This is a genomic window from Rhizobium sp. P1_C7 (assembly GCF_056406295.1).
In genome coordinates, this window is the sequence record NZ_JBFUAL010000019.1 from 77,036 (window position 1) to 93,685 (window position 16,650).

13 protein-coding genes are annotated in these 16,650 nt (G+C 61.7%); 11 read left to right on the forward strand and 2 right to left on the reverse strand.

The features are described from left to right. The first annotated feature begins 78 nt into the window (after window positions 1-78). The 8 genes from ftsH (at window position 79) to AC1D2R_RS24460 (ending at window position 9,185) form a co-directional block, all read left to right on the forward strand. Window positions 79-2,010, forward strand: a complete 1,932-nt coding sequence (ftsH, locus tag AC1D2R_RS24425; RefSeq protein ID WP_477971332.1) for an ATP-dependent zinc metalloprotease FtsH — start codon at window positions 79-81, stop codon at window positions 2,008-2,010. A 241-nt stretch (window positions 2,011-2,251) separates the two neighbouring features. Then, window positions 2,252-3,604 (forward strand): phosphoglucosamine mutase, encoded by a 1,353-nt coding sequence (glmM, locus tag AC1D2R_RS24430; protein WP_477971334.1) that lies wholly within the window; start codon window positions 2,252-2,254, stop codon window positions 3,602-3,604. Between the two features lie 182 nt (window positions 3,605-3,786). Next, window positions 3,787-4,557 (forward strand): outer membrane protein, encoded by a 771-nt coding sequence (locus tag AC1D2R_RS24435; RefSeq protein WP_477971336.1) that lies wholly within the window; start codon window positions 3,787-3,789, stop codon window positions 4,555-4,557. Between the two features lie 181 nt (window positions 4,558-4,738). After that, window positions 4,739-5,551, forward strand: a complete 813-nt coding sequence (locus AC1D2R_RS24440) for an outer membrane protein (protein WP_477971339.1) — start codon at window positions 4,739-4,741, stop codon at window positions 5,549-5,551. Window positions 5,552-5,700: 149 nt separating this feature from the next. Beyond that, a complete protein-coding gene (locus tag AC1D2R_RS24445) occupies window positions 5,701-6,879 on the forward strand; it encodes a phosphoserine transaminase (RefSeq protein ID WP_477971341.1) in 1,179 nt (392 codons plus the stop codon). A gap of 84 nt (window positions 6,880-6,963) precedes the next feature. Further along, window positions 6,964-8,559, forward strand: a complete 1,596-nt coding sequence (serA, locus tag AC1D2R_RS24450) for a phosphoglycerate dehydrogenase (RefSeq protein ID WP_477971343.1) — start codon at window positions 6,964-6,966, stop codon at window positions 8,557-8,559. A gap of 156 nt (window positions 8,560-8,715) precedes the next feature. Further along, on the forward strand, window positions 8,716-8,868 hold the full coding sequence (locus tag AC1D2R_RS24455; protein ID WP_477971345.1) for an entericidin: 153 nt from the start codon (window positions 8,716-8,718) through the stop codon (window positions 8,866-8,868). 44 nt (window positions 8,869-8,912) lie between these two features. After that, a complete protein-coding gene (locus AC1D2R_RS24460) occupies window positions 8,913-9,185 on the forward strand; it encodes a hypothetical protein (RefSeq protein WP_477971347.1) in 273 nt (90 codons plus the stop codon). Between the two features lie 199 nt (window positions 9,186-9,384). Here AC1D2R_RS24460 and AC1D2R_RS24465 read toward each other — a convergent pair whose 3' ends face one another. Then, window positions 9,385-11,634 carry a heavy metal translocating P-type ATPase gene (locus AC1D2R_RS24465; RefSeq protein WP_477971349.1) on the reverse strand — a complete coding sequence of 750 codons (2,250 nt, stop codon included), beginning with the start codon at window positions 11,632-11,634 and terminating at the stop codon, window positions 9,385-9,387. Window positions 11,635-11,705: 71 nt separating this feature from the next. On the opposite strand from AC1D2R_RS24465, the gene AC1D2R_RS24470 reads away from it, so the two are divergent. Beyond that, window positions 11,706-12,128: a MerR family transcriptional regulator gene (locus tag AC1D2R_RS24470; RefSeq protein ID WP_477971351.1), complete on the forward strand. Its 423-nt coding sequence runs from the start codon at window positions 11,706-11,708 to the stop codon at window positions 12,126-12,128. A gap of 180 nt (window positions 12,129-12,308) precedes the next feature. Further along, complete coding sequence (locus tag AC1D2R_RS24475) at window positions 12,309-14,399, forward strand: putative bifunctional diguanylate cyclase/phosphodiesterase (RefSeq protein ID WP_477971353.1); 2,091 nt, start codon at window positions 12,309-12,311, stop codon at window positions 14,397-14,399. Here AC1D2R_RS24475 and AC1D2R_RS24480 read toward each other — a convergent pair. Further along, a complete protein-coding gene (locus AC1D2R_RS24480; protein WP_477971355.1) occupies window positions 14,379-15,269 on the reverse strand; it encodes a LysR family transcriptional regulator in 891 nt (296 codons plus the stop codon). The genes AC1D2R_RS24475 and AC1D2R_RS24480 overlap by 21 nt on opposite strands. 114 nt (window positions 15,270-15,383) lie before the next feature. Here AC1D2R_RS24480 and AC1D2R_RS24485 point away from each other — a divergent pair, with 114 nt between their 5' ends. After that, complete coding sequence (locus AC1D2R_RS24485; protein WP_477971357.1) at window positions 15,384-16,511, forward strand: TDT family transporter; 1,128 nt, start codon at window positions 15,384-15,386, stop codon at window positions 16,509-16,511. The last annotated feature ends 139 nt before the right edge of the window (window positions 16,512-16,650 follow it).

Below are 16,650 nucleotides of genomic sequence, written 5' to 3' on the forward strand. Positions count from 1 at the left end.
ATAGCCTGGCGCACTCCTATGTTAGAAGCCAAATATGACGGTCGCCATGAGGCGGGCGTTCCAGTGCTGGGGAGTTCGATGAACCCTAATTTACGTAATTTCGCCTTGTGGGCAATCATAGCGCTTCTGCTGATTGCCCTCTTCAGTATGTTCCAGACGTCGCCGGCGCAGACCAGCTCCCGCGATATCCCTTACTCGCAGTTCCTGCGCGAAGTGGATGCGGGCCGCGTCAAGGAAGTCGTCGTCACGGGTAACCGCGTCTCCGGCAGCTATGTTGAAAACGGCACCACCTTCCAGACCTATTCTCCTGTTATCGACGACAATCTGCTTGAACGTCTGCAGACCAAGAATGTCCTGGTTTCCGCTCGTCCCGAAACCGATGGTTCTTCCGGCTTCCTGAGCTATCTCGGCACGTTGCTGCCGATGCTTCTGATCCTCGGCGTCTGGCTGTTCTTCATGCGCCAGATGCAGGGCGGTTCGCGTGGTGCCATGGGCTTCGGCAAGTCCAAGGCCAAGCTTTTGACGGAAGCGCACGGTCGTGTGACCTTCGACGACGTCGCTGGTGTCGATGAAGCCAAGCAGGATCTCGAAGAAATCGTCGAATTCCTGCGTGATCCGCAGAAGTTCCAGCGTCTCGGCGGCAAGATTCCGCGCGGCGTTCTTCTGGTCGGCCCTCCGGGCACCGGCAAGACGCTGCTCGCCCGGTCGGTTGCCGGCGAGGCCAACGTTCCATTCTTCACGATCTCGGGTTCCGACTTCGTTGAAATGTTCGTCGGTGTCGGCGCTAGCCGCGTCCGCGACATGTTCGAACAGGCCAAGAAGAATGCACCCTGCATCATCTTCATCGACGAAATCGACGCCGTCGGCCGTCATCGCGGCGCCGGTCTCGGCGGCGGCAACGACGAACGCGAACAGACGCTGAACCAGCTGCTGGTCGAGATGGACGGCTTTGAAGCAAACGAAGGCATCATCTTGATCGCGGCGACCAACCGTCCCGACGTTCTCGATCCCGCGCTGTTGCGTCCGGGCCGTTTCGACCGTCAGGTGGTCGTTCCGAACCCTGACATCGTCGGCCGCGAGCGCATCCTCAAGGTTCACGCCCGCAACGTTCCGCTGGCGCCCAATGTCGACCTCAAGGTTCTGGCGCGCGGTACGCCCGGTTTCTCCGGTGCCGATCTGATGAACCTCGTCAACGAAGCTGCCCTGATGGCCGCACGGCGTAACAAGCGCGTCGTCACCATGGCGGAATTCGAAGACGCCAAGGACAAGATCATGATGGGTGCCGAGCGTCGCTCGTCCGCCATGACCGAAGCCGAAAAGAAACTGACCGCCTATCACGAGGCCGGCCACGCCATCACCGCGCTGAAGGTGCCGGTTGCCGACCCGCTGCACAAGGCAACGATCATCCCGCGTGGCCGTGCGCTCGGCATGGTCATGCAGCTCCCCGAAGGCGACCGCTATTCGATGAGCTACAAGTGGATGGTATCGCGCCTCGTCATCATGATGGGCGGCCGTATCGCGGAAGAGCTGACCTTCGGCAAGGAGAACATCACCTCGGGTGCGTCCTCCGATATCGAGCAGGCCACCAAGCTCGCCCGGGCCATGGTGACCCAGTGGGGCTTCTCCGACCAGCTCGGTCAGGTGTCCTATGGCGAGAACCAGCAGGAAGTCTTCCTCGGTCATTCGGTCTCGCAGTCGAAGAATGTCTCCGAAGCGACCGCCCAGACGATCGACAGCGAAGTACGCCGCCTGATCGACGAGGCCTATACCGAGGCCCGCAAGATCCTCACCGATTACCACGACGAGTTCGTGGCGATCGCCGAAGGGCTGCTCGAATACGAGACGCTTTCGGGCGAAGAGATCAGGGCGCTGATTCGCGGCGAGAAGCCATCGCGCGATCTTGGCGACGACGCACCGACAAGCCGTGGGTCGGCTGTACCGAAGGCGGGTACCCGTCCGTCTGCCAAAGGTGACGAGACCGAAGGCGGGCTGGAGCCACAACCGCACTGATTTCCTTTGGAAATGAAGGATCGGCCGGACACCAGGTGTGGTGCCCGGCCTTTTTCGTTAGTAACGAGATATATTCAGTTTTCTTGGTAATTTACGTGATGGTCGCGGCGTTTTGTGGCATGCCGCTGACATGAGGAGGACTTAATCAGGTCCTTTGTAGCGAAGTAATGCGCCGGATGGCGTTGACTTGCTTAAGTTGTGATGCGCAGCCCATGGGGCGCGCCAAGGCACAGGGGTGCATATGAAAAGACGTTATTTCGGGACGGATGGCATTCGTGGTCAATCCAACGTGTTCCCGATGACACCGGACCTCGCGATGCGGGTGGGCATTGCGGTGGGAACCATTTTTCGCCGCGGCAACCACCGTCACCGGGTCGTTATCGGCAAGGACACGCGCCTGTCGGGCTACATGCTGGAAAACGCAATGGTCGCCGGCTTCACCGCTGCCGGCCTCGACGCCTTTGTTCTCGGCCCCATTCCGACGCCTGCCGTCGCCATGCTGACGCGTTCGTTGCGCTGCGATATCGGAGTCATGATCTCGGCCTCGCACAATCCTTACGAAGACAACGGTATCAAGCTGTTCGGACCGGACGGCTACAAGCTCTCCGACGACCTCGAGGCGCAGATCGAGGACTTGCTTGAACGGGACCTGTCGTCGCAGTTGGCAAAGTCTGACGATATCGGTCGCGCCAAGCGCGTCGATGGCGTTCACGACCGATACATCGAGCATGCCAAGCGCACGCTTCCGCGCGATGTCACGCTTCAGGGCCTCAGGATCGCGATCGATTGCGCCAATGGTGCCGCCTACAAGGTGGCGCCGGCCGCACTCTGGGAACTCGGTGCTGACGTCGTCACGATCGGCGATGAGCCTAACGGAACCAACATCAATCTCAATTGCGGCTCCACCAGCCCGGTCGCGCTTCAGAAGAAGGTCGACGAAGTGCGCGCCGATATCGGCATTGCGCTCGACGGCGACGCGGACCGTGTCATCATCGTCGATGAGAACGGCGCCGTCGTCGATGGCGACCAGCTGATGGCCGTCATCGCTGAAAGCTACGCCGATAGCCAGCAGCTGCGCGGCGGCGGCATTGTCGCCACCGTCATGTCCAATCTCGGCCTCGAGCGGTTCCTTCAGAGCAAGGGCCTCGGCCTCGTGCGCACGATGGTCGGCGACCGCTACGTGGTCGAGCATATGCGCCAGCACAATTACAATGTCGGCGGCGAACAGTCCGGGCACATCGTTCTCTCCGACTACGGCACAACGGGCGATGGCCTGGTTGCCGCCCTGCAGATCCTTGCCGCCGTCAAGCGGACGGGCAAGACGGTCAGCGAGATCTGCCGCCGTTTCGAGCCGGTGCCGCAGCTCTTGCGCAACGTCCGCATTTCCGGCGGCAAGCCGCTCGAGGATATCCGGGTGCGAAAGGCGATCGCCGATGCGGAGACCGAGCTTGCCAAGAACGGCCGCCTCGTCATCCGTCCATCGGGCACGGAGCCTTTGATCCGTGTCATGGCTGAGGGCGACGATCGGGCCCAGATCGAACGGATCGTCAATGATCTGGTCGGGATAATCGGTGGGGCGCGAGACGCGGCCTGAAGTCGACGTGCATGCTTTTTCGGGCGCCTGCGTCACAGATTGCGGGCGTCTGTTCTCGTAAGTTCATGATCAATATTTTGTAAATTTAATCGGGCATTAACTCTAGTTTGTAAGACTCCAGGATAAATACGTCGGACGCGGGCGAATGGCGCGTCCGCTATTTATTATTCTTGGAGAGTATAATGAAGAGATTTTTGATTGCCGCGGTCGCGGCGCTGATGGGTGGTGCCCCGGCTTTCGCGGCCGATCTCTATATCGAGCCAGCGCCGCTGCCGGCTCCTGCGTTCGGCGGATGGTACTTACGCGGCGACATAGGCATGACCAACCAGCGTCTTGGCGGGATGCAGCATGAATTGTTTGACGACGTGGACTTTCGCGAATTTATCGACGACGGCAGTTTTGACAGCGGGCCGCTCGGCGCGTTGGGTGTCGGCTACCAATTCAACCAGTGGCTGCGTGCCGATGCGATCGTCCAGTATCGCGGCAAGACTGATTTCTCCGCGCTTGATCGTTACGGACACACCGATGCATCGGGGACAGCTGTATGGGATGCCACGAATGACTACGACGGTGCCAAGTCGGAATGGCTGCTGATGGCCAACGCTTATGTCGATATCGGCACTTGGGAGGGCATTACACCCTACGTTGGCGCCGGTATCGGTGCCTCGCGTAACACGATCTCTCGCTTCAGGGACGTCAACGTCCCGACCCTGGGGGTCGCATATGGTGACAGCGACTCCACTTGGAACCTCGCCTGGGCGTTGCATGCCGGCATTGGCTATCAAGTGACAGATCGTCTCGCCGTCGACTTTGGTTACAGCTATGTCGGCCTTGGCGACGCGAAAACGAGCCGGCTTCGCTCTTATGACAACACGGTGGACACCGGCCCGATGCACTTCAACAATATTACCTCGCACGATTTCAAGCTCGGCCTGCGCTATTCGCTGCAATAGCCAACTGCTTTCATCGTTGCAGGACCTTTTCGAATTCAAGGCTGCCGTTTCGGCGGCCTTCTTCAAATGGTTGAATCCAATCGTGGTTAACAAGCATAGTTAACCAGACGTTAGCATCTCGCTGGAATAATACTCGCACAGTGAGCTATGCGGGCACCGCATTGTCCCGTCGGGAATTGCCATGAAATCGTCCACCTTAATCCTCGCCGCTGCGACGAGCCTTGCCCTGTTCGGCGGTCCGGTGATGGCGCAGGAGCCAGCGATTACTGAGGCGCCCGAGGTTACCATTGCGGGCGAATCATCAGCGACGGGCTGGTATCTTCGTGGTGACCTCGGCTATGCGCCGTGGACGGGCAACGAAACGCCGACCTACCGCTTCGATGACGCTGGAGGCGCCGCCGTCGGCGGCGAATTTGACCCAGCACGCTTCTCCAAACCGATTTCCGGCGGTGCCGGCATCGGCTATCAGTTTACCGACATCTGGCGCGCCGACCTCACGGCGGATTTCTTCAAAAGCGACTTCACCGGTACAGCCCGCGCCGATTTGCCTTGTGCTGCATCCGCTCCTGCCGGGACCGGCTGCACCTCGGGTGCGCGCGCCGATCTTCGTGCCTATGGCATCATGACAAACGGCTATGCCGACCTTGCAACGATTGCCGGCTTCACCCCGTATGTCGGTGCCGGCATCGGTATAACCAACGTCAGGTGGGGAAGCGTACGTTCGCAACCCGAGTGCGTCGATGGAGCTTCGACCTGCTCTGGGGCCACATTCTCACAGCAAGACTTCGGCGGCGAGAGAAGCTGGCGCTTCACCTATGCTCTGATGGCAGGCCTCAGCTACGAAATCACCGAGAACATGAAGATCGATTTCGGCTATCGCTTTTCCGATATTGCCGGCGGCAGCATGTTTGCAGACTCCTCCGGGACAAGCGGACGCGACGATGGTCTGAGCCGGCATGAAATCCGCGTCGGCTTGCGTATCGCTGGCTGGTAGCGCGGTTGGTCATCGGCGCAATGATACGCATGCGCCAAAAGTTTTTCTCGTTGCGACGGCTGCTTCTTGACTTCGGTCCCGCCACTCTATAACCACGGCGGCGGGACACTCCTCCCCAACGAGGAGCTATCTATCTGGAAGGATAGCAGATGACGAAGACCGCAAAGCCGGACGTGCGTCCGCAAAACACCCATTTTTCTTCTGGCCCTTGCTCGAAGCGCCCCGGTTGGTCGCTCGAAGCCCTTTCCGACGCGCCGCTTGGCCGTTCGCATCGCGCGAAAGTCGGAAAGACCAAGCTCAAGCAGGCCATTGATCTTACCCGTGAAATTCTGGAAGTGCCGGCGGATTACCGCATCGGCATCGTTCCTGCCTCCGACACCGGCGCCGTCGAAATGGCACTCTGGTCGTTGCTCGGCGAGCGCGGCGTCGACATGGTCGCCTGGGAAAGCTTTGGCGCAGGCTGGGTCACCGATGTCGTCAAGCAGCTGAAGCTGAAGGACGTCCGCAAAATCGAAGCAGGCTACGGCGAGCTTCCCGATCTATCGACCATCGATTTCGACCGCGACGTCGTCTTCACCTGGAACGGCACCACCTCGGGTGTCCGCGTTCCGAACGCCGATTTCATCCCTGCCGACCGCAAGGGCCTGACCATCTGCGACGCCACGTCGGCCGCTTTCGCGCAGAACCTCGATTTCGCCAAGCTTGATGTCGTCACCTTCTCCTGGCAGAAGGTTCTGGGCGGCGAGGGCGCACATGGTGTCATCATCCTTTCGCCGCGTGCCGTCGAGCGCCTGCTCACTTACGCACCGGCCTGGCCGCTGCCAAAGATCTTCCGCATGACCTCTGGCGGCAAGCTGATCGAAGGCATCTTCACCGGCGAGACGATCAATACGCCGTCGATGCTCTGCGTCGAGGACTACATCGATGCGCTGCAGTGGTCGAAGCAGGTCGGAGGCCTCAAGGGCCTGATGGGCCGCGCTGACGCCAACGCCAAGGTCATTGCCGATTTCGTTGCCGCCAACGATTGGATCGCCAATCTGGCGGTGCAGCCGGAAACCGCTTCGAATACGTCGGTCTGCCTGAAGATTGTCGACAAGGACGTTGCGGCGCTCGACGCCGACGGCCAGGCGAATTTCGCCAAGGGCATAGTCAGCCTGCTCGACAAGGAGGGTGTCGCCTACGACATCGGCCATTACCGTGACGCGCCGTCCGGCCTGCGCATTTGGGCGGGTGCGACGATCGAAGCCGCTGACATGCAGAAGCTGATGCCCTGGCTTTCCTGGGCTTTCGAGGCGCAGAAGGCAACGCTCTCCCAGGCTGCCGCCTGAGTAGATCGCATCCGGCTCCGCCGACGGGCGGGGCCTCACATCTCTTTTACATCAATCGCTGAACACTTTTGAAGGAAGCCCCCAATGGCACCTCGCGTTCTCGTATCCGACGAATTGTCGGAAACCGCCGTCCAGATCTTCCGCGATCGCGGCGTCGAAGTCGATTTCCAGCCGCAGCTCGGCAAGGACAAGGACAAACTCGCTGAAATCATCGGCAATTATGACGGTCTCGCTATCCGCTCGGCCACCAAGGCGACGGAAAAGCTGATCGCTGCCGCGACCAACCTCAAGGTCATCGGCCGCGCCGGAATCGGCGTCGACAATGTCGATATCCCGGCTGCCTCGCGCCGCGGCATCATCGTCATGAACACGCCCTTCGGCAACTCGATCACGACGGCGGAACACGCCATCGCCCTGATGTTCGCCGTGGCGCGCCAGCTTCCCGCAGCAGATGCCTCGACGCAGGCCGGCAAGTGGGAAAAGTCGAAATTCATGGGTGTCGAGATCACCGGCAAGACGCTCGGCGTCATCGGTGCGGGCAATATCGGCTCGATCGTCTGCTCGCGCGCCATCGGCTTGAAGATGCACGTCGTCGCCTATGACCCTTTCCTTTCCAAGGAGCGTGCCGAGGAGATGGGCGTCACCAAGGTCGAGCTCGACGAGCTTTTCGCCAAGGCCGACTTCATCACGTTGCACGTGCCGATGACGGACAAGACGCGCGGCATCCTCAACGCCGAGAACCTCGCCAAGACCAAGCCCGGCGTGCGTATCATCAACTGCGCCCGTGGCGGTCTCGTTGACGAGGCAGCGCTTGCGCAAGCGATCAAGTCCGGCCACGTTGCCGGTGCCGCCTTCGACGTGTTCGAAGTCGAGCCCGCCAAGGAAAGCCCGCTGTTCGGCTTGCCGAACGTCGTCTGCACGCCGCATCTCGGTGCGTCGACTTCGGAGGCGCAGGAAAACGTTGCCCTGCAGGTTGCCGAGCAGATGTCCGACTATCTCGTCAAGGGTGCCGTTTCCAACGCCATCAACATGCCGTCGATCACCGCTGAGGAAGCGCCGATCCTGAAGCCGTTCATCAGGCTTGCCGACGTTCTCGGCGCCTTCGTCGGTCAGGTCACGGAAGAGCCGATCAAGGAGATCGAAATCCTCTATGACGGCATCACCGCCGGCATGAACACCAAGGCGCTGACGAGCGCGCTGCTCGCCGGTCTGATCCGCACCCAGGTCTCCGACGTCAACATGGTTTCGGCGCCAATCATGATCAAGGAAAAGGGCATCGTGCTCTCCGAGGTCAAGCGCGACAAGACTGGCGTTTTCGACGGATACATCAAGCTGACGGTCAAGACAGAATCGATGACCCGCTCGGTTGCCGGCACCGTTTTCTCCGACGGCAAGCCGCGCTTCATCCAGATCAAGGGCATCAACCTCGACGCCGATGTCGGCAGCCACATGATCTACATCACCAACACCGACGTTCCCGGAATGATCGGCTTCATCGGCACTACGCTCGGTACCGCCGGCGTGAACATCGCCAACTTCCAGCTCGGTCGCGACCAGCAGGGCGGCGATGCGATTGCGCTGCTTTACGTTGACGGACCGATCGGCGACGACGTTCTCGGAAAATTAACGGCGAACCCGGCAATCCGGCAGGCCAAGCCGCTCGTATTTGCTATCGACTGAGACTTCCTCCCAGGGAAGCATAAAAAACTCGGCGCGGGAAACTGCGCCGGGTTTTTCAATGTTCGGCCGCAAAAATCCCGCAGTTGATCCGTTCACCCTGCAAAGCTATCGTCTTGGGTGTGAGGTCCTCCCTCGGAGATCAACGCGGAGATTTTGATGACACGATTTGCAATCGCCATTGCAATCACATCTCTTATGGCACTTTCATCCTGCGCGAATACGGCCAACGGCCTGGCCAAGGATGGCAGGGAAGCCAGCAAAGCGCTTGATGCCAGCACCCATCGCGTCCTCAAGGCTGGCGCAAACTGAGCGACGGAAGCCGAAAGGGACGAAGGCATCTGTCTGGGTGCCGGATGCAAAGCAGGAGTAGCAGACAAAGAGAAAGCCCGCCATTTCTGGCGGGCTTTCTCTTTTATTGCGGTGTCGCCGGAGCGGCTGGCGTTGCGGGAGCTGCCGCTGGCGGCGTCGCTGCCGGAGGCTCCGCTGCCGGGGGTGTTGCAGCTGGCGGTGTCGTGGCAGCCGGCGGCGATGCTGCGGGCGGCGTAGCGGCTGGCGGCGTAGCAGGCTCGGTTACCGGAGCCGTCGTGCGTGGCGCGGTGGATGCGCGCTCCGACCTCGGCCAGTAGGTCGCAGCGAGGGCCGCGGCCACGACGGCGAGAGCCAGGACGATCCACATTGTCTTTGACGAACTCCTCGGCGAGGGGTTGTTCACTGGACTGGGTCGGTTGAAATCATTGGTCATGTTAGTCCTCCTCCCAAATAAAAACTCTTTGGCGAGCGGTATGTTCCGTCGTTCCCCATAATTCTGTACCAGCGGTTGCGTTCCTATCGCGGTGGCGCCAGCAGCCGCAGTGCGTTGATGGTCACCAGCACCGTCGCTCCTGTGTCGGCAAGAATGGCCGGCCACAGGCCGGTGATGCCGGCAATCGTTGTCACCAGGAAGACCGCCTTGAGGCCGAGCGCGATGGTGATGTTCTGGGCGATGTTGCGCATGGTGCGCTTCGATAGGGAGATCATCGCCGCGATGTCGCCGACACGGCCGTGCAGGACGGCAGCGTCGGCGGTTTCGAGTGCAACGTCGGTACCGCCGCCCATGGCGATGCCGACATCGGCTGCGGCCAGGGCAGGGGCGTCATTGATGCCGTCACCGACCTTGGCGACCGTCAGCCCCTGGCGCTGAAGTTCTCCAACGATCCGCTGCTTGTCTTCCGGCATCAGTTCCGAGCGAACCTCGATGCCGAGTTCTTCGCCGATCGCATTCGCCGTCCGGTGGTTGTCGCCGGTCAGCATGACGATCCTGACGCCGGCGTCGGTCAACGCCGTAAGGCCGGATTTGGCGTCCTCGCGCGGTTCGTCACGCATGGCGACGGCACCCGCGAGCGTATCGCCGACGATCAGCACGGAGACGGTCTTGCCCGCGTCGTTGAGCGCAGCGATCCGCGCGGTCTGCTCGAGGGACAGAGGAATGCGTTCGCTGGCAGCCTTGGGGGAGCCGAAGAAGACCGGCGTTCCCTCGACAATTCCCGTGACACCCTTGCCGCCGAGCGCCTTGGCGTCGGTTGCCAAGGGAATGCGGATGTCGTCGGCCGCTGCCCTGGCCAGGATTGCAAGCGCCAGAGGGTGGCTGGAGCCGGTCTCGAGGGCCGCTGCTAGTGTCAGCACCTCGGCTTGGCTCTGCCCGAAGCTCAGCACATCGGTCACCTTCGGCCTGCCTTCCGTCAGCGTGCCGGTCTTGTCGAGCGCGACGGCGTTAATCTTGCCAAGCCTCTCCAACACTGCACCGCCCTTCAGCAGCAGGCCGCGGCGAGCGCCTGCCGAAAGCGACGCCGCGATTGCCGCAGGCGTCGAGATCACCAGCGCGCAGGGGCAGCCGATCAGGAGGATGGCGAGCCCCTTGTATATCCATTGATCCCAGGCGCCACCGGCCAGGAGCGGCGGCAGAACGGCGACCAGCGCGGCAACGGCCACGACACCCGGCGTATAGTATCTTGAAAAGCGGTCGATGAAGCGCTCCGTCGGAGCCTTCGATTCCTGTGCCTCCTCGACCAGCCTGACGACGCGGGCAATCGTGTTGTCCGCCGCAGCGGCGGTGACGCTGACGCGCAGCGCGGCGTCGCTATTGACCGTGCCGGCGAAAACCCTGTCGCCTGGGCCTTTGCGCACCGGCGTGCTTTCGCCGGTAACCGGTGCCTCATCGATCGAGCCCTCGCCCGAGAGAATGGTACCGTCGGCGCAAATGCGGTCGCCTGGACGCACGAGGATCGTCGAGCCGACGGCAAGGCTTTCGGCCGGTACCTCTTGCGTCGCGCCGTCCACTTCGAGAAGCGCGATCTTCGGAACCAGTGTCGTCAGCGACTGTATGCTGGCGCGCGCCTTGCCTGCTGCCACCCCCTCCAGGAGCTCGCCGACCAGAAAGAGGAAGACAACGGTCGCCGCTTCCTGTCCGGCATTGATGATCACTGCGCCGACCGCTGCGATCGTCATCAGCATTTCGATTGAGAAGGGCGTCCCGGCAAGGGCTGCCATGACGGCACGCCGCGCGATCGGGATCAGCCCGACCAGCATTGCGGCGATGAAGGCATAGGTCGCGATCGACGGCACGAGATGGCCGACTGCATAGGCCGCAATCAGCGCAGCGCCGGAGAGGATGGTCAGGCGGCCCTTCCGGCTTCGCCACCACGGGCCGGCCATCGGAGCGTAGTCATGGCCATGCAGCCCTTCGATCTCGGAGGTTTCGTCCGCTTGGTCGGGGCCGTGCCCGTGTTCGGTTCCGTGGCGATGATCGTGATCATGCTGGCACGCGCCGAGTTCGTGCTCGTGGGTCTCGCAAGCATGGTGGACGGCCTTTGCCGCGCCGCCAAGCTGCGCCACCGAATAGCCGAGGCCGGTAACCTTCTTTTCGATCGCGACAAGGTCGCTGCTGCCGTCGTGGTGCACCGTCATCGTGCCTGATGTCGCCGACACCGAGACATCTTCGACGCCGGGCATCCGCCGCACAGCCGTGTCGATCTTTGCCGCGCAGCCGGCGCAATCCATGCCGTCGATCCTGTAGCGCTTTTCGACCGTCTCACCCATGCTTGGCTTCCTTGTCATTCAGAAGCATCCTTCCTACATCCTCTAGCGACTAGAGGTGCAAGAGGAAAATCATGAAAAAGATCACGATCGGTGCAGCTTCGCGCCAAAGCGGCGTGAAGGTGCCGACGATCCGCTATTACGAAAGCATCGGCCTGCTTGCGGAGCCAAGCCGCAGCGAGGGCAACCAGCGGTCCTACGAACCCTCCGATCTGCGCCGGCTGGTCTTCATCCGTCATGCCCGCGAGCTTGGCTTCGACGTGGAGGCAATCCGCACCTTGCTGACGCTGCAGGACGATCCCCACCAGTCCTGCGCGTCTGCCGATGCGATCGCCAAGGCGCGACTGGCGGAAGTGGAGCAGCGCATCCGAAGCCTGATGGCCCTGAAGGTGGAGCTGGAGGCAATGGTCGAGGGCTGCGGCCATGGCCGTGTCGATCAGTGCCGGGTGATCGAGGTGCTGGCAGATCACGGGCAATGCGCGCATTCGCATCACTGAAGGGTGCGGTCGAACGCAGGGTCCACAGCACGAAAAGTTTGCAACCCGGGGACGAAATGCTCGATTTGCACAATATAGAGGCTTGCCGCCTAAAGATTGGGCGAGCTATGATTCTGATTTTATTTAGTTTTTTTCACTATACCGGTATGGTCCGCCACCCGTATTTAATGTGATTTGACGATGACCGGCATTGAGAAAGCATTTGTTTCGATTGGTACTCCCAACGATGACTTTCAGTCGTTGTTCGCCACCCATCCGTCGCCGATGTGGGTCTACGACCCGGATACGCTGGGCTTCCTGATCGTCAATAACGCCGCGGTCGATCTCTACGGCTATTCTCTGCAGGAATACGCACGGATGACCGTGCTCGATATCCGCCCTGCCCACGAACGCCGACGCATGCTAAATGCTGTGCACGGCCGGACCGACATGGAAAGGGCCGAGCGCTGGACGCATCTCAAGGCCAGTGGCGAGATGCTCGAAGTTCTGACCTACGGCAGGGCGGTGCGCTTCGACGGGCGCGATGCCATTCTGGCGATCGTTCAGGACCGGACCGAGGTGAACGCCGCGCACCGCGAAGTGAGCGACACGCGATCGCTGCTCGACAGCATCGTCGACAATCTTCCGGTCGGCGTGTTCGTCAAGGACATGGCGAAGGAGGGTCGGTATATCCTGTTCAACGAGGCATGCGGCACCATCGTCGGCCGCGATCCGGTCGATGTGGTCGGCAACAGCGATCTCGGCCTATTCGACCACAGGCAGGCCGCCATCTTCTGGGCGCAGGATACGAAGGCCTTTGCAGCGAACTCGACGGTCAGTGTCGAGGAGACGATACGCCGCCCGGATGGCGAGTCACGAATTCTGCGGACGGTGAAGCGTGCCCTCCCGGCGCCGGACGGCAACCTGCCGCGCTATCTGCTCGGCATCTCCCAGGATGTGACCGAGGAGCGATCCGTCGAGGCGCGGCTGGCCTATATGGCCATGCACGACGCCCTTACGGGCCTGCCGAATCGTGCCTTCTTTTCCGATCACATCGAGCGCGCGGCGAAGATCGCCACTGCGGAGACTGCGATCGCACTGCTCTATCTGGACGTCGACCATTTCAAGCACATCAACGACAGCAAGGGGCATGCCGCCGGCGACGCGCTTCTCTGTCAGGTTGCCGCGCGTCTGACGCGGCTGGCGGGGGAGGGCGATCTCGTCGCCCGCCTCGGCGGCGACGAATTCGCGCTCCTGGTACGGCTCGATCAAGCCGGCGGCATCGAGCGCTTCGCTGAACGCCTCCTCGGTTCTTTGTCCGCGCCCTTCAATCTCGACGGTGCGAACGAACACGTCACCTGCAGCATCGGTATTGCCATTGCACCCGACCATGCGGACGACGACGACGTACTGATGCGGCATGCGGACCTGGCGCTCTATGCCGCAAAGGAAAGCGGGCGCTCGACCTATCGATTCTACGAGCCGACAATGCGCCTTGAGGCCGAACGCCGGCACATGCTCACTGTCGAACTGCGCGACGCGCTCCAGAAGAACCAGTTCGAGCTTTATTACCAGCCGATCATTCAACTTGAAGATGATGGGCTGGGCGGCTTCGAAGCGCTTATCCGCTGGCGTCATCCGCAACGCGGGCTCATTCCGCCGATGGACTTCATACCGGTCGCCGAGGAAACAGGCCTGATCGTGCCGATCGGCGAGTGGGTGCTGCGAGAAGCGTGCCGCACGGCGGCCGCATGGCCGAAGCATCTGAAGATCGCGGTCAACCTTTCGGTCTGCCAGTTCCGTCACAACAGCCTGCTGTCAAGCGTCGTGTCTGCGCTCGACGAGAGCGGCCTGCATCCGGGGCGGCTCGAAATCGAGATCACCGAATCCGTGTTTCTCGCCGATGTCGAGCAGAGCCTGCCGCTGTTGCGGGCGCTGAAGGAACTGGGCATCCGCATTGCCATCGACGATTTCGGCACGGGCTATTCCTCTTTCAGCTACCTGCGCGCCTTCGCCTTCGACAAGATCAAGCTCGACCGCAGTTTCGTTGCCGGCATCGAGACGGATCCCGGCAATCTCGCGATCGTGCGTGCCGTTGTCGGCATCGGGTCCGGTTTCAACGCGACGACGCTTGCCGAAGGTGTTGAAACCGAGGAGCAACTGCAAAGGCTGCATGCTGAAGGTTTCAGCGAAGTGCAGGGTTTCCTGCTCGGCAGACCGATGCCACAGGCGCAAGCCGAGGCGTTGATCGATGGCGGAGCATCACGGTTGCTATCTGCCGTCCGTTGCTGAGACGATCGCATCGAAGGCATCCGCCGCCTTGCTGCGGTAGCGCTCCTCGTGGCGGAGCAGAAAGAACGGCCGCGGTAGCACCGCGACGTTTGCCTCGACCAGTGCGCCGCTCTTCAGAAGTGGTGCGACGATTGCGCGGGACATGAGCGTCGCGCCGATACCGGCCTCGACGAGACCGATCACCGTCTCGTTGCCCGGCAGCGCCATCGGAACGTCGAGGTCACTCATCCCAAGCCCAGCGGTTTGCAGCAGGCTTTCGAACGCGTGGCGCGTTCCCGATCCGGTCTCGCGCAGGACCCAGGCCGTTTGCGGAAAATCTGCAACGTCGCGTGCCCGGCCGTCCGCCCAGGAATGGCCGGCCGCGACGACGACGATCATCTCGTCGATTGCAACATTTCGGGCCGACACGCTGCGGCGCTCGTTGGGCCACTCGATGAGGCCGATCTCCGCCCTGCCTTCGGCCACGGCGTCTGCCACCTCCTGCGTGTTGCCGATCCGCACGCCAAGGGCGATGCCGGGGTAGAGCCTGCGGTACTCTGCAAGGCGTGGCGCCAGCCAGTAGCCGGCGACAGTCTGGCTCGCCATGATCGAAAGTTCGCCGTGCATCAGGCCGGAGAGATCCATCAGCGCAGCCTCAGCGGCCTTGGCGCTGGCGAGCACGGCCTGCGCCTCCTTGAGGAACAGGCGCCCGGTCTCGTTGAGGACGATCGAGCGGCCGACCCGATCAAACAGCGTCACCCGATGGCGGCTCTCGAGCGTGGCGATCGCGGCACTGACCGCCGATTGGGTCATGTTCAGCTGCGCTGCCGCCTGCGTGATATGCTGCCGGGCTGCGACCTCGGCGAATATGCGAAGCTGTTCGAGCGTCATGGGAATCCGTGCGTTTGAATCATTCGATTTTATCGAATGAAATGAGAATTACAATTCGTTGGAGCCGATTGATGTGCGGGCGTATCTGTGAGGCCTTCAAGAGGGATCGCAGTCATGACCGCATTTTCAGTTTCCAAGACAGGCGTCAGACAGTCCATCAGGCGCGAGCGCATCCGGCAGTTCACGCCGAACTGGTACGCCGCCACGATGGGCACGGGCATTCTCGCCATCTGCCTTGGCCAATTCCCGGCGATGCCGGGGCTGCACATGGCGGGCGAGGCGCTCTGGCTGGCAAACATCCTGCTCTTTTCAGGGCTCACCGTTCTTTACGCCGGAAAATGGCTGCTGCATCCGCGTGAGGCACTGCGCGCTTTCGAGCATCCTGTCGTCTCGATGTTTTTCGGCTGCATTCCGATGGGGCTTGCAACGATCATCAACGGAATGGTGCTTTTCGGCGTTCCGCTCTTTGGTGCCGCTGCCGCGTCCGCCGCAGCCTATCTCTGGTGGGCCGATGCCGGTCTGGCGGTGCTTGCGGGTCTCGCCATTCCATTTGCGATGTTCACCCGCCAAGAGCATGCCTTCGATGAGATGAGTGCCGTATGGCTGCTTCCGATCGTCGCCTGCGAGGTGACTGCTGCAAGCGGCGGGCTACTGCTGCCCCACATTGCCGGCGCGGCCGCGCAGATGACCGTGCTGTTTGCAAGCTACGTGCTTTGGGCCTGCTCGGTGCCGCTGGCACTCGGCATTCTCACGATCCTCTTCCTGCGCATGGCGCTGCACAAGTTGCCGCCCGCCGGCATGGCGGCAACCGCTTTTCTGGCGCTGGGGCCGATCGGCACCGGGGCGCTGGGGCTGATCCTGTTTGCCATGAATGGGCGCGCCGTGCTGGAGGTAAACGGGCTTGGCACACTCGCCGGGGCAATCAGCGGCACATCGCTCTTCGGCGCCGTACTGCTGTGGGCCTACGGCCTCTGGTGGCTTGGCATGGCGCTCGCTGTGACGCTGCGCTACCTCAGGGACGAACTGCCATTCAACCTCGGCTGGTGGGCATACACCTTCCCGATCGGCGTTTATGCGCTGGCGACGCTCCGGCTTTCGACAGTGGTTCCGGTAGCAGCGATCGCCTTCTTCGGAAACGCCCTCGTTGTCGCGCTCGCGGCGATATGGCTGCTGGTCGCCGTAAGATCTGTCTTCGGTGCGGTCGAAGGTACGCTGTTTTCCGACCCGAGCTTGCAGGATTAGGCTCGCGAAGCAGCCTTTTTGGGGGGCTTCGTGAGGGGGCTCGAAGATGAGGCCGCGAGCCTCGTTGTGAAGCATCAGTGACTTCCGCGGATGTTTCGCGATCCCATTGCACTTGGCCCGAAGGCATCTATTCTAGGTG